This window comes from Sulfitobacter sp. M368, assembly GCF_025141875.1.
GTDB classification, from domain to species: Bacteria; Pseudomonadota; Alphaproteobacteria; order Rhodobacterales; family Rhodobacteraceae; genus Sulfitobacter; species Sulfitobacter mediterraneus_A.
The window spans coordinates 1,391,746-1,412,024 of record NZ_CP081113.1 but is presented as its reverse complement, the minus strand read 5'-3'; the positions used below and the strand labels follow the sequence as shown (position 1 = coordinate 1,412,024).

The window sequence follows — 20,279 nt, the reverse complement described above, 5'->3', positions numbered from 1 at the left end:
TTTAAAGGTCTCCGGTCTGAAGCAGGATTTGCTTCCAGACAGATGTTTCGTCAAACAAGGACCATTCGCGGCGCAGCTTGGGCTCGCCGCCCACAAGCGCCCCAAATTCGGCGTGACTTGCACCGAGGATGAACACATCCTTGCCCGTGGGCACACCAAAGCTGCCCCAACCGCTGTGCTTGCCGTGCAAGGTCCAGCGCAAGGCTGCTCGGGGCGGCATCATTGGATCATCGCGGCCAATCGTGTGGTGGATCTTGAACTCCGCATTCGGGAAGGACGCCCGAAGCCCCATCCAGAACTGGTCCGCCCCGTCGAATGACATCGCTTCAATGCCGCCCGGATAATAAAGGTTTGCCGCGCGGTCATATTCCTGCGGGATCACGGTAAAATCGGCATTCATGATACGGGTCAGGATATCGGCGAACCGCTGTCCCCATTCATTGTCGTTGCCGGTGCCCTTGTAGGGGCCTTCGACGTCATTTGCCGGGGTATAGGGCCGTACACAATTTTCCGGACCACCCTCGCGGGCGATGAGATCACGGGCATAGTCCTTGGGGTCCACGCCCAGCTGGCGCACAATCGCACCCTGATCGCGGATCAGCCATTCGTCGTTGATCTGGTTATTGATCGCATGGCAATCCGCAAGAATCCGGTAACCCAGTTTCTTGCCCGTTGCCGCGCCGTAAACGCCAGGATTGCTGTGCGTTGCCGTCGAATACAGCCGGTGTGAGCTAAGCATGCCCTCCTCGGGCGTGCCGGACCAGATGACGTCTTCGCCAAACAGGGTCCGGTCAGGAAACTCCGCCAGCGTGGCCATGGTGGCCGCAATCACCCCTTCATTGCCAACCACAACCGAGGCAGGTGAGCGCACAACGATGTCGGGTGCATAATATTGGTGCAGCGTGGAAATGCCGCGATCTTCCCAGATCTCTTTGGTGATACCGATGATATAGTCGGGAAAATCGGTGAATTTAGGGTCAAACCCTTTCATTGTGTCCATCCTTCAGGAATGCGTGCCGAGCTGCGTACAACCAGCTGGCCTTCTATTTCAAACAGGCCGGGTTTTCCGGCTGGTTTTTCAATTTGGTCGATCAGAGTTTCGACCGTTGCATCGACCATGCGATTGACCGGTTGCCGCAGCGTTGTCAGGTCGTAAGAGCCCCAACTTGCCATTGGCACATCGTCATATCCCACAATCGAAATGTCTCTGCCGGGGGTCATCCCGGCGTCGCGGACCGCGTCCATCACGGCAAAGGCCATGTGATCGTTGCCAACAAAAATCGCATCTGCCGGGTCTGGACGGTCCACCAGGGACCGCGCCGCCGCCATTGCGATATCGCGTTTATACATGCCTTCCAGCACGTCAAACGGCTCCACCCCTGCCGCTTCAAGCGCGGTAACAAACCCCTCTTGGCGATCACGGCCCGTCGAACTGCCCTGCCAACCGGCGATATGGGCGATCCGCTCATGTCCGCCAGCCATCAGGAATTCCGCCACCTTGGCGCCGCCCAACACGTTGTTTGAGGTGACGTTGGAAAACCCTTCGCCGTTTTGGCCCCGGTTGAACAGAACGACAGGAATCCCAGCCGAGCGCGCCCGCGCCGCCAGATCCGAACTCATCGAAACCGACGCCGCGACAATGCCATCGACCTGATAATCCATCAGATCCTGCAAAACGCTGTCGATCCCGTCGGTGGAGTTTGGCGCGGTGAAGATCAGGATGTGATAGCCCTTGGCCTGCAAGGCATTTGAAAGCAGTTCAAGCGCGACGGGATAGAATTGGTTTTCCAGATAGGCCACCACCAACCCGATGATGCGGCTGCGCCCTGATACCATCGCACGGGCCAGAACATTGGGCCGGTAGCCCAGTTCTGCCGCGGCAGTGCGCACCTTCTCCACAGTCTTGGCCGAGGCCGAAGCACCGGGCGTGAACACCCGGCTGACCGCCGATTGGCTTACGCCTGCGCGGGCGGCAACTTCTGCTGAGGTGACCTTGTTCTGCGCCATCAGTCTGCTGTCCATCCTCCGTCGATCAGCATCGCCGTGCCGGTGACAAGCGCAGAGGCATCTGAGGCCAGATAGACCGCCGCGCCCATGATATCCTCGACCTCGCCTGCGCGGCCCAGCTTGATCTTCTCTTCGATCCAGGCGCGTTTGGCCGGATCATCAAATGTCGGGCGTGTCAGGTCGGTCAGGATGAAGGTCGGGCAAATGGTGTTGATGCGGATTTTCGCCGGTCCCCATTCAATTGCCATCGCCTTGGTCATGCCTTCCACGGCATGTTTGGACGCACAATAAAGCGCCCGTTCCTGTCCTCCGACATGGCCCATCTGGCTGGAGATCGTGATCAGTGAACCCGGCTTGCCCGCATCCATCAACCCCTGTGCCACGGCTTGGGCCAAGAAATAGGTGCCGCGCACGTTCACGCCCATCACCGCGTCAAAGTCCTCTGACGTTGTGTTCAGCGCCGGAGCATGGCGCGCCGTGCCAGCGGCATTGAGCAGGATATCAAACGGATCGGCCGCACCGACAGCTGCGCGGGTGCCTTCCAGATCGCCGATGTCCAGCGGCATGATCTCCGCGCTCCAGCCCTTTTCAGCAAAGGCCGCCGCGCAGTCTTCCAAGGCGCCGCGCCGCCGGGCCGCCAGCGTGACAGAGGCGCCCGCCTCTGCCAAAGCGGTCGCGCAGGCCAGCCCGATCCCGGAAGACGCCCCCGCAACAAGGGCGCGTTTTCCATCCAGACGAAAGGACGGTGTTGAAGGCAATTCCATCAAGGGTCTCCTACTGGGAATGGCACCGCGCCGGGCACGCGGGCCTTGTTGAACTCCCGCAGACGGGCAAAGACGTCGACACCCAATTGCCGGTAGGCATCCAGAATATCAACCGTCACCCAGTTCTCGCGGATCTTGCCATCTTCAATACGCCAGAAATCCAGCGACCGCATGGTGATTTTCTTGCCCGAAGGGGCAATCCCGAGCCAACCGTCATGGGTCACGGTCTGGATCATATTGGGCCAGCCCGTGACGGCAGCATAATTGTTGTCGCCAAAGAAGTGATAAGTGATCTCATCCACATATTGGCCGCGGTCCGGCATGCCGCCCAGAAACGGGATCTGGTGCCAGTTGCGAAAGCCTGCATAGCCGCGCCCGGTTCCGATGCCCGCAGGCCCGTACCAGTTCATACGTTCGTCCCAATACTTGGGCATTTGCATGACTTCAGGACCGCCTTTGGACGGATGCAGCTTGAGATGTTCCAGCATATCCACGATCAGGTCGCAGCTTTGCTGGCTTTGCTCAGGATCACGCGCGGGGCGGTGCAGCCCATCACAGGTGGCCGGCCCCGGCACGCAAAACTCGCGCCCCAGCGAAGGCGACATGGGCCATGCATTGGCCTGCATCATCACTTCGGGGATGTCCCAGATCGCCTGAAACTCCACCACTTTGCCGTTCTCGAACCTGTAGAATTCGTGAAACCGCATGTGGCACAAATGGCCCGTTGGCGGGATATCCAGAAACGGCGCGGCAAAGGTGCCGTAGAAATGCCCGCCGCAGCCGACCCATTCTGCCCCGTCGCCATCCTGCCCTGCCATCACGATCCAGTCGCGCCGCTCCACGTCCGGCCAAGCGGCCCGAAGCGGGGCCAAGGCCCCATCATAAAACGCCTCTGCCCCGATCAAATCGCCGAAGGGGTGGCAGTGGTGGAACACTGCGTCCGGCGCTGCGATGTCGTCAAGCGCCGCGCGAATCCCCGCGGCGTCCCAATTGTATTGGGCCGCCCGCAGGGCCCCGAGGGCCGCCTTATTTGCATCATGGCTGTTTAGCGTCATTCAGCCGCCTCGCCGTATGGAACGTTCTGTCCGCCGTAGCGGCGGACACGCAAGTTGCATTGTTCGGCGTGGCCGACAAAGCCTTCGAGCAGGCACAGGCGAGAGCCATAGGCGCCGATCATCGCGGCGGCTTCGTCCGTGGTGACTTTCTGATAGCTGTGGGTCTTGAGGTATTTGCCAACCCACAGACCGCCCGTGTAGCGACCGGCCTTCTTGGTGGGCAGCGTGTGGTTGGTGCCGATCACCTTGTCGCCATTGGCCACATTGGTGCGCGGACCCAGGAACAGCGCGCCATAGCTGTGCATGTTCTCCAGATACCAGTCATCACGGTCCGTCATCACCTGCACATGTTCATAGGCCATGTCATTGGCGACCTGCAGCATCTCGTCATGGCTGTCGCAGAGCACCACATCGCCAAAGTCTTCCCAGCTCACCGACGCCGTATTGGCGGTGGGCAGGATCTTCAGGATACGCTCGATCTCGCCCATCGTCGCCTCGGCCAGTTTGCGCGAGGTGGTGATCAGGCAGGCGGGGCTGTTGTAGCCGTGTTCGGCCTGGCCCAGCAGATCGGTGGCGCACATTTCGGCATCCACCGTGTCATCGGCAATCACCATGGTCTCGGTCGGCCCGGCAAACAGATCAATGCCCACCCGGCCAAACAGCTGGCGCTTGGCCTCGGCCACAAAGGCATTGCCCGGCCCGACCAGCAGATGCACCGGCGCGATGCTTTCGGTGCCGATGGCCATTGCGCCCACTGCCTGAATGCCGCCCAGAACATAGATCTCGTCCGCGCCGCCGATGTGCATCGCGGCAATCACTGCCGGGTTCGGCTCTCCGTTGAAGGGCGGTGTGCAGGCGATGATGCGCGGCACCCCCGCCACCTTGGCCGTGGCCACCGACATATGCGCCGAAGCGACCATCGGGAATTTGCCGCCGGGCACATAGCAGCCCACCGATTGCACCGGGATGTTCTTGTGCCCCAAAATCACACCGGGCAGCGTTTCCACTTCGATATCGGTCATCGAGGCCCGTTGCGCCTTGGCGAAATTGACCACCTGTTCCTGGGCAAAGCGGATGTCGGCCATGTCACGCTCGGACACCTTGGCGATGATCGCCGCGATCTCGTCATCCGACAGGCGGTAGGACGGACGGTCATAGCCGTCAAACTTCACCGCCAGCTCATGCACCGCGGCATCGCCGCGCGCCTCGATATCCGCCAAAGTGGAGGCCACAACATCCCGCACCTTCGCGTCATCTTCTGCTTTTTCTGTCTCGGGCTTGCTGCGCTTGAGAAATTCGATCGCCATTGCTCTTATCCTTGATTGTCGGGCCGGGGCGGCGTTTTTTCGCCCCGGTCATAGCTTTCCCAGCCTTCGCCGTTGAACACATCGACACCCAGCTGGGCCAATACATGCGGAAAATCGACCATCACCCAGTTGTCCGAGATCTTGCCGTCTTCAACTTTCCAGAAATCCATGTAGCGGATTTCAATTCTTTTACCTGTGGGCGCGAGACCCATGAAATCGCCCGAATGCGTGGCTTCCTGCCGGCCAAAGGCCGCGGCCCATTCGCCCATGTAAAGGCGGGCCTCGTCCACGCAGACCTTGTCCGAGAACGCCGCCTGAAAGGGGCGTTGCCAGTTGTCCTGAAACTGCGTCAGGCCGGTTTTGGTGCCGCAGCCGGTGTTGCCCATCCAGCGAAAGCTATCGTGGAAGAATGCGCCAATGCCATCAATCGTATGGTCATTCAGCCCATCCACCATGCCTTCGATCACGGCGCGGGTCTCATCTGTTTTGCTCAGGTCCGTATCACGGCTCAGCACGGCTTGTTCGGGTCGGGATCCTTTCATCGGATCATCCTTTCTTGCATAGGTTTCAGATCAGCACGCGCCGATCCTGCCTATGAAGTCCCTCGGCATCCGGTTGAGCGCCGGATGCCGGGCAGTTGCCCCATGTCGTGCCTTGCTGCTCATCAGCCTTTCACCGCACCTGCGGTCAGGCCGCTGACGATCTGGCGTTGGAACACCATCACCAGCAGGAACAGTGGCGCCGTGATCGACACCGCCGCAGCCACAGCAACCACTTGGTCAGTGGTGGTGGTTTCGCGGTTGAACATGCCTGCGATCGCCGGAACCATCGTTTGATTGCTGGCATCAAGCAGCAAAGAGGTCACGAGGAAGTCGTTATAGGCCAGCAAGAAGCTGAAGAGACCCGTCGTGATCACTCCCGGCCACATGACTGGCATGATCACCAGACGGAAGGCTTTGAAGTGCGAACAGCCGTCCACACGCGCCGCCTCGTCCAGATCCGCAGGGATGTTGGAGAAGAAGCTGCGCAGCATCCAGATCGTAAAGGGCTGGTTGATCGCCACCAGAACCGCAATCACCGCGATGGGCTTGCCGTAAAGCGTGGGCGCGTTTTCACCCAAGATCGGGGCCAGCCATTCAGAGGAGCTGATGAACACAGGCAGGTAGCCTGCGACCAGAACCGAATGCGGCAGGGCGCGGAAAATAAGTGCAATGATCAGCAGCCAGAAGGCCAGAACCGAACCGGACCGTGCCAGACCGTAGCCTGCCAATGTCCCCACCGTCAGAGAGACAGTCACAACGCCGGCGGTCACGATCAGGGAGTTGGCAAAGTTGTTGGCAAAGCCGCGTTCAAACCAGACCGTGTAATAATGTTCCGTGGTTGCGCCCAGCACATCTTTGCCAAGCGGGCCAAGCAGCGGGTTCACCACATTGCTGACCACGGGAAATACACCGAGGAACAGGAAGATCACGGCCACACCCACCAGCGCGGCGGCAATGATCCAGCCCAGCACCAGCCAACCGCCGGGAGAGTGGCGTTCGACCAGTGCGGGCAACCGCTGCATGCAGAGGCGGATCACGAAATAGATCAGCACAACGCCAAGCAGGATATCGAACAGCGAGAGCCCATTGCCATTGGCCACGGTTTCGGGGCCAAAGATCACGTTCAGCGGGTTGCTGTCGAAGGCATCCACGGGGGATTTGAAGCTCATCACCGTGATCCAGAAGATCGGGAAAGCGGCGATCACACTCCAGATCGCGAGGAAGCTGCCCGATGCGATCTTGAGTGAAGTCGGTTGTTGAAGGGCGCGAGCAGTCATTAGTGGGTCCCCCGATGGTCGCGCCAGGTGCGCTTGAGAAGTGGCACGAGCAGGATCGCAATCCCGATCATTGTCAGCATGGCCGAGGCCGATGCCCGTGAAACAGAGCGGTTGCCTGCCTGATCCGGCACAAGGAAGTCATAGGTCAGCCATTGCAGGGAAATCACGTAACCCTGGCTGCTGAAGCCAACGATCTCTTCGAAGGCACGGTAGCAATCCATCAGGTGAATGATGGTCACAAAGATAATCAGCGGCATCAGATGCGGAATAATGATCAGGCGCAGACGCTGCCAACGGCTTGCCCCGTCGATCACCGCGCTTTCAAGGCTGTCCTGGTTCACTGTCTGGAGGCCGGCATAGAAGATGATCGCGGCAAAGGGCGCGACGTGCCAGACGCGGTAGAACATCATCATCAATTCGATGGTCCAGGCCTGAGCAAAGAGCGCCAGATCCTTGGCGGTCCACCATTCCAGAAAGGCTGTCAGAATACCGTCGCCGCGGAACAGCCAGTTGATCGAAAGAGCGCCGATCACAGGTGTCACGACAAATGGCAGCAGCGAGATAAAGATCACCGGCCCGCGAATGGCGCGGCTGGCGTTGTTGATGGTCAGCGCGATCAGCAACCCGGTGCCCACAACAAGTGGCAGGGTGACCAGCGTAAACATCAGGGTAAAGCGCAGAGCTTTCCAGAAATCGATGGTTTGCAGCTTGCCCCATGCCCCTTCGGACACAGCCTCCCAGAAACGGTCCAGTTCAAGCACATTGCGGTAGCTTTGCAACCCGACGAATGTGGTCTCTGTAATGACCTCGCCATGTTCATCCAGCTCCGGGATGGTTTGTGTTTCCATCGTACAGGTCTGGGTCAGAAAACCCGGCGTGCAGGTCTCAACTTCGATGGTTTTGTAGATAGGCTGTGTCAGATTAAAGCTTTGCCAGAACACCGTGATCAGCGGGAAAGCAATAAAAATCAGCATTATCAATACGGACGGGCCGACAAATGCGGCGAATGTCTTGAACTTCATGCGACCTCCCTTTCCGGTATTCGGCTGTTTGTTAATTGAGTTGGTTTGGGAAATCGGGGCCGCCCGCACAAGGCGGCCCCGCAACCGGATCAGTCGATCAGGCCGGATTCTTTGGCAGCTGTTATATAGGCCGCTTCGATGTCTGCCAGCGCAGTTGCTGCGTCTTTTGCACCGGTCAGGTAGTCGGAGATCCCGTTACCCAAAGAGGTGTGCATGATGCCCATCGGGCCGGACGCAGGGTAAGGCTTGGCACCTTTTTGTGCGGTCGCCGCAGCGCCGGCTGCCAGTGGACCAGGCTCATAGCCTGCGATCAGCCACACAGCCGCGTCGTTGTTGGCTTTCACAACTTCCTCGTCCATGCCTTCCATCGCAACGCGGAACGCCGCTTCGGCTTCTTCGTCGGTGATGTTGGAGGCGATCACGATACCGTCCCACCAGATCGAGGAGGCAGGTGCAGCAGAACCCATTGGCGCAGCGGCCATTTTGACTTTGCCGACAACTTGGCTTTCCGCTTCGTCATCCATTGCGCCGCCGCGGCTGGCCCAGAGGTTCGCCATGGCGATTTTGCCCTGCTGGAACTGCTGCTGCACATATGTGGAATCGGACACCAGGTATTCTGGATCCATATACGCGGTCAGAGCCTTGAGTGTTTCAAGAGACTTGATGCCCTTTTCGTTGTTGATCGTTGGCATGTTGTTGCCGTCGATGAACGAACCGCCCTCGCCCAGATACATGTTGATGAACTCTTCGCCGAGGTTCCAACCTGTTTTGAAGGTGCCACCCAAGGGGTATTCAACAACGCCTGCCGCCTTGATCTTCTCAGCTGCGGCCAACACTTCGTCATAGGTTGTCGGAACAGCGATACCCAGATCGTTCAGGATGTCCTCGCGGTACATCAGGTGCTGGTTGTTCACCATCATGGCAATCGCCATGATCTTGCCATCCACAGTGATCTTCTGGTTTGGCGTCAGGTTCTGGCCGTATTTGGCAACCAGATCATCCAACGGACGGATCGAGCCGCTTGTCAGCAGCGGGATCATGGTGGAGTTGGCAACGCCGCCAATGTGATACAGCGATGGGTTCGCAGCAAAAGCTTCTGGCTGCTTTTCGCGGAAGTCCTGGTCGAGGTTGGCCTCGAAGTTCCCACATTCTGCCATCGCGTCTGTGACAGCTTTCCATGCTTCAAAGCCCGCAGACAGCGAACGCAATTCGACAGTGTTTTCAAACGCGCAGTCCGCAGCAACAATGCTGCCTGCAACGCTCATCACACCTGCCATGAGGATTGTCTTGAGTTTCATTTGGTTTTCTCCCTGTAGATAAAGCCGCGCCTTGGGGCGCGGTTCGGTTTGCCGGAGGATCAATCCTCCAGCCGTGCCCCTGTTTCTGCATCAAACAAGTGGCAGTGATCTTGAGGTATCGTGATCGACACCATATCGCCGATCTCGGCGCGGAATGTCTTGTCTGCACGGGCACTGACCAGCGCACTTCCGATCCGAACGCTGACCATGGTCGCATCGCCCAAAAGCTCCAGCGTGTAGATCGGCGCATTGATATTGCCGCCTTCCGCAGAAACCATCGCATCCTCGGCGCGGAAGCCCAAAGTGATCGGGCCGTCCTTGACCTTCAGACCCGGAATGTTGGTGTGCTTGGCCGTGAAGGCGCCGCCGGCGATCTCGCCATCGATCAGGTTCATCGCCGGGTTGCCGATAAAGCTGGCGACAAAGGTGTTGGCCGGACGGTCATAAATGTCTGTGGGGCTGCCCACCTGTTGGACGATCCCCTTTTCCATCACAACAACACGGTCCGCGAGCGTCATCGCCTCGATCTGGTCATGGGTCACGTAAATGGTGGTCGCCGCCAGCTCGTGGCTGAGGTTCTTGATCTGGGCACGGGTTGAAACCCGCAGCTTGGCGTCGAGGTTTGACAGAGGTTCATCCATCAAGAACACATTCGGCTCACGCACAATGGCACGGGCCAAGGCCACACGCTGGCGCTGACCACCCGAAAGCTCTGCCGGTTTGCGGTGCAGGAATTCGTCGAGTTCCACCATCGCGCTGGCCCGCATCACTTTTTCATTGTGGGTCGTAGGATCGACCCCCCGCACCCGCAATGGAAAGCGGATGTTCTCATAAACGTTGAGATTGGGATAAAGCGCGTAACTCTGGAACACCATCGCCACGTCGCGATCTTTGGGTTCCAGATCATTCACGACCTGACCATCGATCAGGATCTCACCATCGGTGGGATCCTCCAGACCTGCGATCATCCGCATGGTTGTTGTCTTGCCGCAGCCCGAAGGCCCCAGCAGAACCAGAAATTCCCGATCCGCAATCGTCAGATCGAATTTGTTGACACCTATGAAGGCACCCCATCGTTTTGAAACGCCGGACAATTTGATTTCGGCCAAAGCGATCTCCCCCCGCAATGATGTTTTTGCATACGTTTGCAACAAGGGTAGACATGTGACCTACCTTACGGCAAGTTCTTTTTCGCAAACGTATGCAAAAAACTGAACCACAGGCTTATAACGTGTTAACATTTAAAGAAGAAAAGCGCCTCGTCCGCGCCCACCATGCCGCCCTCATTTCGGCAGATCCGGCGAAAATCGGCGAATCGATGCAGCGTGATGTTGCCGAAGATTATCTCTGGCGCGGCTTTCATCCATTTGGGCTTCTCAATGGTGCAGAGACCGTTGCGACCCGCTTTTGGACGCCCCTGCGCGCCGCCCTCACCCGGATGCAACGGCGCGAGGATATCTTCTTTGCCGGCACCAACGAAATGGACGGCTTCAAAGGGGTCTGGGTGGTGTCCATGGGCCATCTGATGGGGCTGTTTGATCAGCCTTGGCTGGGCATCAAACCCACCAACAAAATGGCGTTCCTGCGGTATTGTAGCTTTGACCGGGTCGAGAATGGCAAAATCACCGAAACAGCCATGTACTTCGACATTCCACACCTGATGACCCAGGCCGGGCAATGTCCCTTCCCGTCACAGACCGCCTTCCATCTGGTGCAACCCGGCCCGATGACTCACGACGGCTTGTTGATCGATGACCAACCCGAAGAGGAAGGCGCAGCCACCCTTGCCGCCATCAATGCGATGATTGGCGATCTGGGGCAGTGGAAATCCGGCCTGACCCTTGAGGACGAGCTGGTCCGCACATGGCATGACGACATGATCTGGTGGGGGCCAGAGGGGATTGGCGCGACCTACACCATTGAACGCTATGCCAAACAACACGCTGGCCCTTTCCGCGCCGGATTCACCGACCGCGCCAAGACCAGACATATCGCAAGGCTGGCCGAGGGGCATTATGGCGGCTTTTTTGGCTGGCCCAATTTTACCGCCCGCCCCACCGGCGGCTTTATGGGACTGCCCGGCAGTGACACCAGCGGCGAATTCAGGGTGATCGACATCTACCGCCGCGACGGGGACAAGCTGGCCGAAAACTGGATCTTCATTGACCTGCTGCATTTCTGGAAGACCCAAGGTCGCGACTTTCTGGCCGAAGCCACAGCGCAGAGCACATGAGAATAGACGCGCACCATCATCTTTGGGATCTCGGCGCTGTGCATTACCCTTGGCTGATGGCCAAGGGGGTGGAACGGTTCTTTGGCAACCCCGCCCCGATCCAGCAGGACTATCTGCTGGATCAGTTTCGCAAGGATGCTGCCGGATTTGACGCATCGGTGCATATTCAGGTGGGCGCCGCCGACAGTATCGCCGAGGCAACCTGGGTGCAGATGGTAGCGGACAACGCACCGGACTGGCCTTTGGCGCAGGTGGTGTTTTGCGATCTGACCGCGCCCGATCTTGATGCGCAGCTTGATCATTTCCAGACGCTCAGCACCCTGCGCGGTGTGCGGCAGATCGTCGGCCGCGCCCCCGGCGAGGATGCAGTGACCGGCACCAACGATCTGCTGGACAACCCCGCGTTTGCCAAGGGGCTTGCGCTGGCTGGCAAACGCGGATTGTCCTTTGATCTGCAACTCATTCCCGAGCTTTACGATGGAATGGCACGGGTGTTGGACCATGCCCCGGATGTACCGGTCGCATTGTGCCATGCCGGATCGCCCCATGATCGCAGCACGGCAGGCATCACCGCCTGGGCGAAATCCCTGCGCCGAATGTCCGAGCGCCCGCAGGTGACGTGCAAACTCTCGGGTTTGGGGATGTTTGATCACAACTGGACCGCAGACAGTATCCGCCCGATCATCGAGACATGCCTTGATCAATTTGGTCCGGACCGCTGCATGTTTGGATCGAACTTTCCGGTGGATTCGCTTTACTCGGATTATGAAACGCTGATCGGCGCCTATGAGGCCATCGTGCCAGCAGACGCCAAACAGGCGGTCTTTGGCGGCACCGCAGCAGGTTTTTACGGCCTCAAATAGGGCCGCGCGGCCACTGCATGCTTGTGCCAATCGGTATGGGCGGTTAGAGCATGAGCTGACTTTTTGACCAGCAAGGACATTGCCCATGACCGCTTCCGCCCAATTCCAAGACCGCATGTTGTCGCTGGGCCTTGCCCGCGTTTCCGAAGCCGCTGCCTTGGCCTCGGCCAAGCTGGTCGGCAAGGGCGATGAGAAAGCAGCGGATCAGGCGGCAGTGAACGCCATGCGCGAGCAGCTGAATATGCTGGACATCGCCGGTGTTGTGGTGATCGGCGAAGGTGAGCGGGACGAAGCCCCGATGCTGTACATCGGCGAAGAGGTTGGCACAGGCAACGGGCCGGGCGTCGACATTGCGCTGGACCCGCTCGAAGGCACCACGCTGACTGCCAAGGACATGCCCAACGCCCTGACCGTGATCGCCATGGGCCCGCGCGGTTCAATGCTGCACGCACCGGACGTCTACATGGAAAAGCTGGCAATTGGCCCCGGCTATGAAACCGATGTTGTGACCCTGTCCATGTCTCCGGGCGAACGGGTGGAGGCACTGGCCAAGGCCAAGGGCTGTGACGTGGCAGACATCACCGTATGTATTCTGGAACGCCCGCGCCATGAGGCGATGATCGCCGAGGTCCGCGCCAAAGGCGCCGCGATCCGTCTGATCACCGATGGCGATGTGGCCGGCGTGATGCATTGCGCCGATCCTGACACCGGTATCGACATGTATATGGGCGACGGCGGCGCGCCTGAGGGTGTTCTGGCCGCGGCAGCCCTGAAATGCATGGGCGGGCAGATGTACGGCCGTCTGCTGTTCCGCAATGATGATGAACGGGGCCGCGCCGCCAAGGCTGGCATCACCGATCTGGACCGGATCTACAGCCGCGATGAAATGGTGACCGAAGACGTGATCTTTGCCGCCACCGGCGTCACTGGCGGTACCTTGCTGCCCGGTGTGAAACGCGAGCCGGGCTGGATGACCACCGAAACCCTGATCATGCGGTCCAAAACCGGATCGGTGCGGCGCATCAACTACCGCACCCCCGTCGAGACCCACTAAGCCCCAGCGATGGGCGCAGCCTTGGGACGCTCCGCGGGGAGGTTTAAGGGCCAAATGAAGAAGGAGGAGGCCGGCGCGTGCATTTTCTAGGCGTAGAGGCTTCTTTGACGGGCAGACGCTGGGTTGGTCCCGGCGTCGAGGTGGACCGCGCAGCAGAGCTGATCATGCAACGCAGCGCCCTGCCCATGGCGGTCTGTCAGGTTCTGGCCCGGCGCGGTGTGCCCGCAGAAGAGGCGGAGGCGTTCTTGGCCCCGGCCTTGCGCGATCTGCTGCCTGATCCGCGATCTTTGAAAGATATGGAACAAGCCGCTGTGCGGTTTCTGTCTGCCCTGAAAAACCGCGAAAAGATCGCGGTCTTTGCCGATTATGATGTCGACGGCGGCAGCTCTGCCGCACTTTTGCTGGTCTGGTTGCGGCAGATGGGCCATAACGCGACCCTCTATGTCCCCGACCGGATTGATGAAGGCTATGGCCCCAATGAAGAGGCCATGGCGGCACTGGCTGCGGATCATGATCTGATCATCTGCGTCGATTGTGGCACGCTGTCTCATGGCCCGATTGCCGCCGCCAAGGGCGCGGACGTGATTGTGCTGGATCATCACTTGGGCGGTGAAACCCTGCCTGATGCACTGGCTGTCGTAAACCCGAACCGTCAGGATGAGGACGGTGCCTGCGCCCATCTTTGTGCGGCGGCGGTGGTGTTCTTGATGTTGGTTGAGGCCGGGCGGCAATTGCGCGAAGCGCAGGTCAAAGGCCCGGATCTGATGGCAATGCTGGATCTGGTGGGGCTGGCGACAGTGGCCGATGTGGCGCCGCTGACCGGTGTGAACCGTGCTTTCGTGCGTCAAGGTCTGCGGGTGATGGCACGGCGCGAGCGGCCCGGACTGGCCGCCCTGGCCGATGTGGCGCGGATGGACACCGCGCCGACCGCCTATCACCTTGGGTTCCTGCTGGGACCGCGGATCAACGCAGGCGGACGCATTGGGCAAGCCGATCTGGGTGCGCGGCTTCTGGCCTCGGATGATCCGCATGAAACGGCTGCCTTGGCCGAACGGCTCGACACCTTGAACACCGAACGCCGCGAAGTCGAAGCTTCGGTTCGCGCCGCCGCGCTGGAGCAGGCCGAATCCCGTGGATTTGATGCACCGCTGGTCTGGGCCTCCGGACCCGGCTGGCACCCCGGCGTTGTGGGCATTGTGGCATCACGCCTGAAAGAAGCCTCCAACCGCCCCTCGATCGTCATTGGTGTCGAGGATGGCATCGGCAAAGGTTCCGGGCGCTCCGTCTCCGGCATTGATCTGGGCGCCCCCATTCAACGGCTGGCCGCCGAAGGGTTGTTGATAAAAGGCGGCGGCCACAAGATGGCCGCTGGCCTGACCGTGGCCGAAGACAAGCTGGAAGCAGCCATGGAACGCCTGGGCGAGTTGCTGGCAAAACAGGGGGCGCATCTGGCCGGCCCTGCCGATCTGTCAGTGACCGGATTGATGATGCCGGAGGCTGCAACTGTCGAGCTGGCCGAAATGATCGAGCAAGCCGGCCCATTTGGGTCCGCCGCGCCTGCCCCACGATATGTTTTTGCCGAGATGAAGATCTTTTTTGCCAAGCGGGTTGGCGAAAGCCACCTCAAGATCAGCTTTGGTGATGGATTGGGCACCAAGATGGACGCTATCGCCTTCGGCGCGTTTGACAGCCCGCTTGGACCGGCGCTGGAGAATCATAATGGCGCAAGGTTCCACCTGGCGGGACGTCTGGACATCAACACATGGCGCGGTCGCCAGACCGTACAATTGCGTCTGGAAGATGCCGCGCAGGCTTAAAGACCGGCCTCACTAAAGTTTTTTCATTTTGTTTGAAATTTCTGCTTGCGGGTCCAGACACCTTTGCTTAAAGAACCGCTCACAGACAGTGGCCCGTTCGTCTATCGGTTAGGACGTCAGGTTTTCAACCTGAAAAGAGGGGTTCGACTCCCCTACGGGCTGCCACTTACCCCCTTCAAATCAATCAACAATATGACGTAGCGGAAAAACCGTTTCCTCCATTTGGGAAACAGTTTGTTTCGCAGATTTCGCATCAAATGTGTCTAAAAGATGCTATAGATGGGCCAAGAATACTGCGCCTGTTGTCCGACCTACCTTTTTGCTGACGCAAATGCGGCGAGAAAAAGCCGCCGAGGCCCGGAAGGACAAATTGGCCGCCCAAGCGAACCGGTGATGCCTGCTGCCCCTGCATCCCAAACCGCCAAAGCGCCAAAGAAAGGCCAGCCCCGTTTGGCGGATGCTCCGTCACTTGGACCTGAATGATTTGCAAATGACCCTGGGGGGTTTGGCATGAAGAAGTTTAACGCGGATGGGCCTGAGTTTGGCTTGTTTGACATTTCAGCGCCGCACCGCGCCACCGCACCCGTTGCGGTGCGTGCGGCGGCGCGCAGTCAAGTTTGGGATGCCGCCGTTGCGCGCAAAACCGCGCCTTTCTACATCTATCGCGATTATGCCAAGCGCCTGATGGATATCGCCTTTATTGCGATCACCCTGCCATTCTCGCTGCCGGTTATCCTGCTGTGTGCCTTGGCGCTTTGGATTGAAGGCGGCTCGCCTTTCTATACGCAGGACCGTCTGGGCCGCAAAGGCGCACGGTTCTCGATCCTCAAACTGCGCACCATGGTGCGCAACGCCGACGAGGTTCTTGAAACCTATCTGGCCGCCGACCCCGAGATGCGCCGCGAATGGGATGAGCTGCAAAAGCTGCGCAATGATCCGCGTGTGACACCTGTGGGACAGTTCTTGCGGGCGACTTCATTGGACGAGCTGCCACAGCTGTTCAACGTTCTGACCGGCGATATGAGCATTGTTGGCCCCCGCCCGATGCTGCCCGAACAGCTGGCGATGTACGGGGATGCTTCCGCCTATGAGGCCCTGCGCCCTGGAATCACCGGTCTTTGGCAGATCTCGTCGCGCAACGACAACGGCTTTAGCCACCGCAAGTCCATTGATGCAACCTACGAGCGTGATCTGACGCTGATGCTGGACCTGAAAATTCTGTTCAAAACGGTTGGCGTAGTATTGCGCCGGACGGGCTGCTAGAAACAACCCGATCCCGGCAACCCTTTATCAAACGAAGTGGCACATGGCCAAGAAACCCAAAGGCAAGACAATGAAAGATAATTATTTTTCAGAAGACATGTCCGATTTTGACATGGACGATGCTTTGATCGATGCCCCGGTTGATATGGGGCACAGCCTGCGCCCGCGCCGCGGCTTGGCCGAACAGGCCAAACGCCGCTTGCTGGATCAATCCCTTGCCGCCCCAAATCTTGAGTTTGACCTGCCCCCGGAAGAGGAAGAAGCGCCCGCGCCGATGATCCTCGAAGAGGCCGTACAACCGCGTGCCTATGGGTGGAACGACATTCCGATGATCACCGAAGGACTGGGCAATGCCATGTCCCCCGCCCCCAGCACACTGCCCGCAGAGCGTGAAGACGCCTCTGGCCGTGCATTTGATTTGCTGCGCACCCGTTTGCGCCAGACCACGCTGGAAAACGGATGGGTCAACATCGGCATCACCGGCCCGACCGCCGGTTGTGGCAGTACCTTCACCGCCACCAATCTGGCACAAAGCCTATCACGGATTGCGGGCTCGCGCAGCGTCCTGATGGACTTTAACCTGCGCGATCCCGGCGTGGCGCAGGCCTTTAACCTGCCATCCGGCGGCATGATGGAAAACTACCTGTCCGGCGCGGTTGCCGATCAGGATCACCTGCTGCGTGTGTCAGACACACTTGCGCTTGGCCTCAACCAATCGCCCTCGCGCAATGCCGCCGAGGTTATGCAGGATCCCAAGACCCACGCCACGCTGGCGCGGATGCAACAGGATCTGAACCCCGATCTGGTGATCTACGACCTGCCGCCCATGTTGGCCTATGATGATGTTTCGGCCTTCCTGCCGCAGCTTGACGCGATCTTGGTGGTATCTGACGGCACCCAGACAATCAGCCGTGATTTGCTGGAATGCGAACGGATGCTGGACGGTCAGGTGCCGTTGCTGGGTGTGGTTCTGAACCGCGCACGCAAATCAAGCATCCGCCGGTTCCGCTAACCAGAAGTAGAGAACCCTAACCTTCTACATTAATTTGCCCTATTCTAGCCTGAATTCTCTGGTTAGAACGACAGGCCCGGATCGGAACGGCGATCCAGGTGAGGTTATTGAAATAGAATAGAGCACGCATGGGTCCGATCTATACTCTGGCTGACTTTACGGACATGCTCCGCCGCCGTGCGGGGCTGATCCTGTTTGTGTTCCTGCTGGGTTGCGTGGCCTCGGTGGTCTTTGCCCTGCTTCAACAGCACGTCTATAGCTCTTCGGAGGTTATTCAGGTTGAACAGCCCATCGTCAAAGACGACCTGGCCCCTTCGACCGTTGACGGCTCCTCTGCGCGGCGCTTGCAATTGATCGAACAACAGGTCATGGCCCGGAGCAGCCTGCTTGAGATCATCGACAAATTTGACCTCTACAAAGATATGCCCGGTCTGATGCAGATCGAAAAAGTCAGCCGCCTGCGGCAAGCCATTTCAATCACCGGAATGGCGGCTGTGCGCGAAGGCTTTGCCGATGATGGCGCCATTTCGGTGATCACCATCACCGCCAATATGGACACTCCCGAAAAAGCGCAGGCCATTGCCCATGAGATCGCGGATCGCACTCGCCTTTTGGCCGCAGAGCAGCGCGAGGTCAGCACCCGCGAAACGCTGGATTTCTTTGAACAGCAAGAAGACAAGCTGATCGTAGAACTGGCCGCGCTCGAGGCCGAGCTGACCGCGTTCCGCAAGGCAAATGATCTGTCCATTGAAGGCAGCCTTGAATTTCGCCGTGACGAGATTGCAAATCTCAATTCATCCCTGCTGGAACTGGACCGCGAGATTATCTCGACCCAGCTGGCCCGCACCCGCATTGACCGCACCGCCCGTGCCGAAACCGTCGCCCGCCAGGAGCGCGAGATCGAGGCGCAACTCAGCAGCCTGACCACCCAGCGGCGGCTTTTGGACCAACGGCGCACCGCTCTGAGCAAAAGCCTGGAAACCTCTCCAGAGGTCGAACTGCAACTGGCCCAGTACACCCGCCGGATTGAACAGGTACAAGGGCAATTGGACGTCATCGCGACCCGCCGCAGCGAGGCCGAGGTCGGCTTTTCCCTTGAGGCAGGCGCGCGCAGCGAACGAATGATCACCCTTGAAGAGGCGCAAGTGCCCGAGGCGGCAATCACCCGCAGTCGCAAAACCATTGCGATGCTGGGTGCCGTGGCCTCTGTCATTGTGGCGGTTGGCGTGGCGTTCTTGCTGGAGCTGCTGAACCCCGTTGTGCGTTCGGCCCGGCAGATGGAACGAGAAACCGGCCTGCGGCCTGTTGTCTCTATCCCGGTGGTCGAGACCAGCGGCCCTGGCGGATTGAAGGGCATGTGGCAAAGCCGCCGTGAGGCTGGTCAGCGCGGCCGCGCCGCACGGCAGGCTCGCAAATTGCGTCAGGGTTGACCAGAGGCCGCCCAAAGCGCGGCAATCGGTCCCCAATGCATCCAGCCGGCCGTCACAGCCGTGGCCAGACCCACCCCGGCAAACAGCGCATCATGACGCGGATCCCAGACTCCATGCGCCCGGGCCAGCCAGATCAGCACCCCATGTGACAGCACCATCGCCAGTCCCATCCCAATGATTGCGCCGATCAGACCCGCATAAACCGCGCCGACAAACAGCATCCCCACCTGCAAGCTCGACCGGATCGCGGAATAGACAAAGAACCGCCGCGAATCCCCCGCCGCCAAGGCCGCCTGATCATAGGTCATGCCAATCACCTGCGGGATCAGAGCCACCGCCAAAAGCACAATGATCGCCCCTGACAGCGCATAGCGTGCATCATACAGCAGATCCACAAGCCATGGCCCTGACAGCGCCATCACCACCAAAAGCCCGATCACCCCCACCGACAGCCCATAGCGTAGCCGCGCGATCCGCGCGGGTTCCGTCTGTTCCCGATAAACCGGGATCATCACCCGCGCCGTTACATTATGCCCCAGCAGCAGAGGAAAACTGGCAAGGAAATAGCCGATGTTGTAAATGCCCAAGGTCTCAAGCGTCAGAAACTTGCCAAGCACGGCCTTGTCCCCCTGACTGGCAAAGAACCAAAACACCGTGGACAGGAAAATCCATTTGCCAAAGGTGATCAGCTCTTTGGCCGCGGCCCCTTCCCATTGGAACCGGTTGCGATCGCCGGGCAGGTAAAAATGGGTCAACGCCAGTTTTGCCACCGCCCCGATCACCCCGCCAATCACCAGCGCCAGCACCGATTGCAAGATCAACGCCAGTGCGATCATGCTGATCAGCCCGATCACCTGTGACAGCAGATCCAGAACCGTCAGCCGCCCCATCAACAAATGCCGGTGCGCCGTTTCGATCCGTGTCGGGTTGAACCCGCTGACCAGCAGCGAAAGCGCCGCCAGCGGCAAATAGCTGGCCAAAGCTGGCTGGTCGTAAAACACCGACAGCGGATAAGCCAGAAGACAGGCCGCAACCCAGAGCAACCCGCCCCGCACCACCTGAATGCTCCATGCAGTGTTCAGGAACGCCGGATCATCGCCACGTTTGCTTTGTGCGATAGAAGGGGCGATGCCCACGTCCGAAAACAGGGTTAACCCCACCGTCACAACAGAGATGAGCGCCATCAGTCCAAATGCCTCGGGGAACAGAAGCCGCGTCAGGATCAGGTTCGACAACAGCCGCAACCCCTGCGACGCACCATAGCCAAGGATGATCAAAGAGGCCGAGCGGAACACCCGCGCCATCAGCCGGTTGTCCCCCAGTTTTTCCCAAATA

Annotated in this window: 18 protein-coding genes and 1 tRNA gene; 8 read left to right on the top strand and 11 right to left on the bottom strand. The window is 59.3% G+C overall.

Features of this window, described 5'->3' with window-relative positions; translation table 11 throughout:
* Window position 1: 1 nt before the first annotated feature.
* The 10 genes from K3754_RS07105 to K3754_RS07060 all read right to left on the bottom strand — a co-directional run bounded on the left by K3754_RS07105 (window position 2) and on the right by K3754_RS07060 (window position 10,381).
* Window positions 2–991 carry an ester cyclase gene (locus K3754_RS07105; protein ID WP_259942334.1) on the bottom strand — a complete coding sequence of 330 codons (990 nt, stop codon included), beginning with the start codon at window positions 989–991 and terminating at the stop codon, window positions 2–4.
* Window positions 988–2,022 carry a LacI family DNA-binding transcriptional regulator gene (locus tag K3754_RS07100; RefSeq protein WP_409202371.1) on the bottom strand — a complete coding sequence of 345 codons (1,035 nt, stop codon included), beginning with the start codon at window positions 2,020–2,022 and terminating at the stop codon, window positions 988–990. The genes K3754_RS07105 and K3754_RS07100 overlap by 4 nt, the downstream gene beginning before the upstream one ends.
* Entirely contained in the window at window positions 2,007–2,771 is a 765-nt protein-coding gene (locus K3754_RS07095) for an SDR family NAD(P)-dependent oxidoreductase (protein ID WP_259942331.1), read from the bottom strand. The genes K3754_RS07100 and K3754_RS07095 overlap by 16 nt, the downstream gene beginning before the upstream one ends.
* Window positions 2,771–3,826 carry an ester cyclase gene (locus K3754_RS07090; RefSeq protein ID WP_259942329.1) on the bottom strand — a complete coding sequence of 352 codons (1,056 nt, stop codon included), beginning with the start codon at window positions 3,824–3,826 and terminating at the stop codon, window positions 2,771–2,773. The genes K3754_RS07095 and K3754_RS07090 overlap by 1 nt, the downstream gene beginning before the upstream one ends.
* On the bottom strand, window positions 3,823–5,133 hold the full coding sequence (gene hisD, locus K3754_RS07085) for a histidinol dehydrogenase (RefSeq protein ID WP_203211696.1): 1,311 nt from the start codon (window positions 5,131–5,133) through the stop codon (window positions 3,823–3,825). The genes K3754_RS07090 and hisD overlap by 4 nt, the downstream gene beginning before the upstream one ends.
* Window positions 5,134–5,138: 5 nt before the next feature.
* A complete protein-coding gene (locus K3754_RS07080) occupies window positions 5,139–5,675 on the bottom strand; it encodes an ester cyclase (protein WP_203211697.1) in 537 nt (178 codons plus the stop codon).
* A 122-nt stretch (window positions 5,676–5,797) separates the two neighbouring features.
* On the bottom strand, window positions 5,798–6,952 hold the full coding sequence (locus K3754_RS07075) for a carbohydrate ABC transporter permease (RefSeq protein ID WP_259942324.1): 1,155 nt from the start codon (window positions 6,950–6,952) through the stop codon (window positions 5,798–5,800).
* Complete coding sequence (locus tag K3754_RS07070) at window positions 6,952–7,974, bottom strand: carbohydrate ABC transporter permease (protein ID WP_203211699.1); 1,023 nt, start codon at window positions 7,972–7,974, stop codon at window positions 6,952–6,954. The genes K3754_RS07075 and K3754_RS07070 overlap by 1 nt, the downstream gene beginning before the upstream one ends.
* 89 nt (window positions 7,975–8,063) lie before the next feature.
* Complete coding sequence (locus K3754_RS07065) at window positions 8,064–9,272, bottom strand: ABC transporter substrate-binding protein (RefSeq protein WP_203211700.1); 1,209 nt, start codon at window positions 9,270–9,272, stop codon at window positions 8,064–8,066.
* Between the two features lie 59 nt (window positions 9,273–9,331).
* Window positions 9,332–10,381 (bottom strand): ABC transporter ATP-binding protein, encoded by a 1,050-nt coding sequence (locus K3754_RS07060; RefSeq protein ID WP_259942316.1) that lies wholly within the window; start codon window positions 10,379–10,381, stop codon window positions 9,332–9,334.
* Between the two features lie 122 nt (window positions 10,382–10,503).
* Here K3754_RS07060 and K3754_RS07055 point away from each other — a divergent pair, with 122 nt between their 5' ends.
* The 8 genes from K3754_RS07055 to K3754_RS07020 all read left to right on the top strand — a co-directional run bounded on the left by K3754_RS07055 (window position 10,504) and on the right by K3754_RS07020 (window position 18,944).
* Window positions 10,504–11,505: an ester cyclase gene (locus K3754_RS07055; RefSeq protein WP_409202370.1), complete on the top strand. Its 1,002-nt coding sequence runs from the start codon at window positions 10,504–10,506 to the stop codon at window positions 11,503–11,505.
* Window positions 11,502–12,368 carry an amidohydrolase gene (locus K3754_RS07050; RefSeq protein WP_203211703.1) on the top strand — a complete coding sequence of 289 codons (867 nt, stop codon included), beginning with the start codon at window positions 11,502–11,504 and terminating at the stop codon, window positions 12,366–12,368. Before K3754_RS07055 ends, K3754_RS07050 begins: the two co-directional genes overlap by 4 nt.
* 85 nt (window positions 12,369–12,453) lie before the next feature.
* A complete protein-coding gene (gene glpX, locus K3754_RS07045) occupies window positions 12,454–13,422 on the top strand; it encodes a class II fructose-bisphosphatase (protein ID WP_203211704.1) in 969 nt (322 codons plus the stop codon).
* A gap of 77 nt (window positions 13,423–13,499) precedes the next feature.
* Window positions 13,500–15,239, top strand: coding sequence for a single-stranded-DNA-specific exonuclease RecJ (gene recJ / locus K3754_RS07040; RefSeq protein WP_259942307.1), 1,740 nt, complete (start codon window positions 13,500–13,502; stop codon window positions 15,237–15,239).
* Between the two features lie 90 nt (window positions 15,240–15,329).
* Window positions 15,330–15,404 (top strand) — tRNA-Glu (locus K3754_RS07035).
* A 345-nt stretch (window positions 15,405–15,749) separates the two neighbouring features.
* Window positions 15,750–16,502 carry a sugar transferase gene (locus K3754_RS07030; protein ID WP_259942305.1) on the top strand — a complete coding sequence of 251 codons (753 nt, stop codon included), beginning with the start codon at window positions 15,750–15,752 and terminating at the stop codon, window positions 16,500–16,502.
* A gap of 70 nt (window positions 16,503–16,572) precedes the next feature.
* Entirely contained in the window at window positions 16,573–17,514 is a 942-nt protein-coding gene (locus K3754_RS07025; protein ID WP_203211707.1) for a CpsD/CapB family tyrosine-protein kinase, read from the top strand.
* Between the two features lie 128 nt (window positions 17,515–17,642).
* Window positions 17,643–18,944 (top strand): Wzz/FepE/Etk N-terminal domain-containing protein, encoded by a 1,302-nt coding sequence (locus K3754_RS07020; protein WP_203211708.1) that lies wholly within the window; start codon window positions 17,643–17,645, stop codon window positions 18,942–18,944.
* On the opposite strand, the gene K3754_RS07015 is transcribed toward K3754_RS07020, so the two are convergent.
* A complete protein-coding gene (locus K3754_RS07015; RefSeq protein WP_259943267.1) occupies window positions 18,935–20,248 on the bottom strand; it encodes an oligosaccharide flippase family protein in 1,314 nt (437 codons plus the stop codon). The genes K3754_RS07020 and K3754_RS07015 overlap by 10 nt on opposite strands.
* Between the last annotated feature and the right edge of the window lie 31 nt (window positions 20,249–20,279).

Excerpts from the sequence above, each read along its gene's own strand:
- K3754_RS07075 (WP_259942324.1), bottom strand. The coding sequence starts at position 6,952 with ATGACTGCTCGCGCCCTTCAACAACCGACTTCACTCAAGATCGCATCG.
- K3754_RS07030 (WP_259942305.1), top strand. The coding sequence starts at position 15,750 with ATGAAGAAGTTTAACGCGGATGGGCCTGAGTTTGGCTTGTTTGACATT.
- K3754_RS07105 (WP_259942334.1), bottom strand. The coding sequence starts at position 991 with ATGAAAGGGTTTGACCCTAAATTCACCGATTTTCCCGACTATATCATC.
- K3754_RS07020 (WP_203211708.1), top strand. The coding sequence starts at position 17,643 with ATGGGTCCGATCTATACTCTGGCTGACTTTACGGACATGCTCCGCCGC.
- hisD (WP_203211696.1), bottom strand. The coding sequence starts at position 5,133 with ATGGCGATCGAATTTCTCAAGCGCAGCAAGCCCGAGACAGAAAAAGCA.
- K3754_RS07065 (WP_203211700.1), bottom strand. The coding sequence starts at position 9,272 with ATGAAACTCAAGACAATCCTCATGGCAGGTGTGATGAGCGTTGCAGGC.
- K3754_RS07025 (WP_203211707.1), top strand. The coding sequence starts at position 16,573 with ATGAAAGATAATTATTTTTCAGAAGACATGTCCGATTTTGACATGGAC.
- K3754_RS07080 (WP_203211697.1), bottom strand. The coding sequence starts at position 5,675 with ATGAAAGGATCCCGACCCGAACAAGCCGTGCTGAGCCGTGATACGGAC.
- K3754_RS07095 (WP_259942331.1), bottom strand. The coding sequence starts at position 2,771 with ATGGAATTGCCTTCAACACCGTCCTTTCGTCTGGATGGAAAACGCGCC.
- K3754_RS07100 (WP_409202371.1), bottom strand. The coding sequence starts at position 2,022 with ATGGACAGCAGACTGATGGCGCAGAACAAGGTCACCTCAGCAGAAGTT.
- glpX (WP_203211704.1), top strand. The coding sequence starts at position 12,454 with ATGACCGCTTCCGCCCAATTCCAAGACCGCATGTTGTCGCTGGGCCTT.
- K3754_RS07070 (WP_203211699.1), bottom strand. The coding sequence starts at position 7,974 with ATGAAGTTCAAGACATTCGCCGCATTTGTCGGCCCGTCCGTATTGATA.
- K3754_RS07090 (WP_259942329.1), bottom strand. The coding sequence starts at position 3,826 with ATGACGCTAAACAGCCATGATGCAAATAAGGCGGCCCTCGGGGCCCTG.
- K3754_RS07015 (WP_259943267.1), bottom strand. The coding sequence starts at position 20,248 with ATGGCGCGGGTGTTCCGCTCGGCCTCTTTGATCATCCTTGGCTATGGT.
- K3754_RS07050 (WP_203211703.1), top strand. The coding sequence starts at position 11,502 with ATGAGAATAGACGCGCACCATCATCTTTGGGATCTCGGCGCTGTGCAT.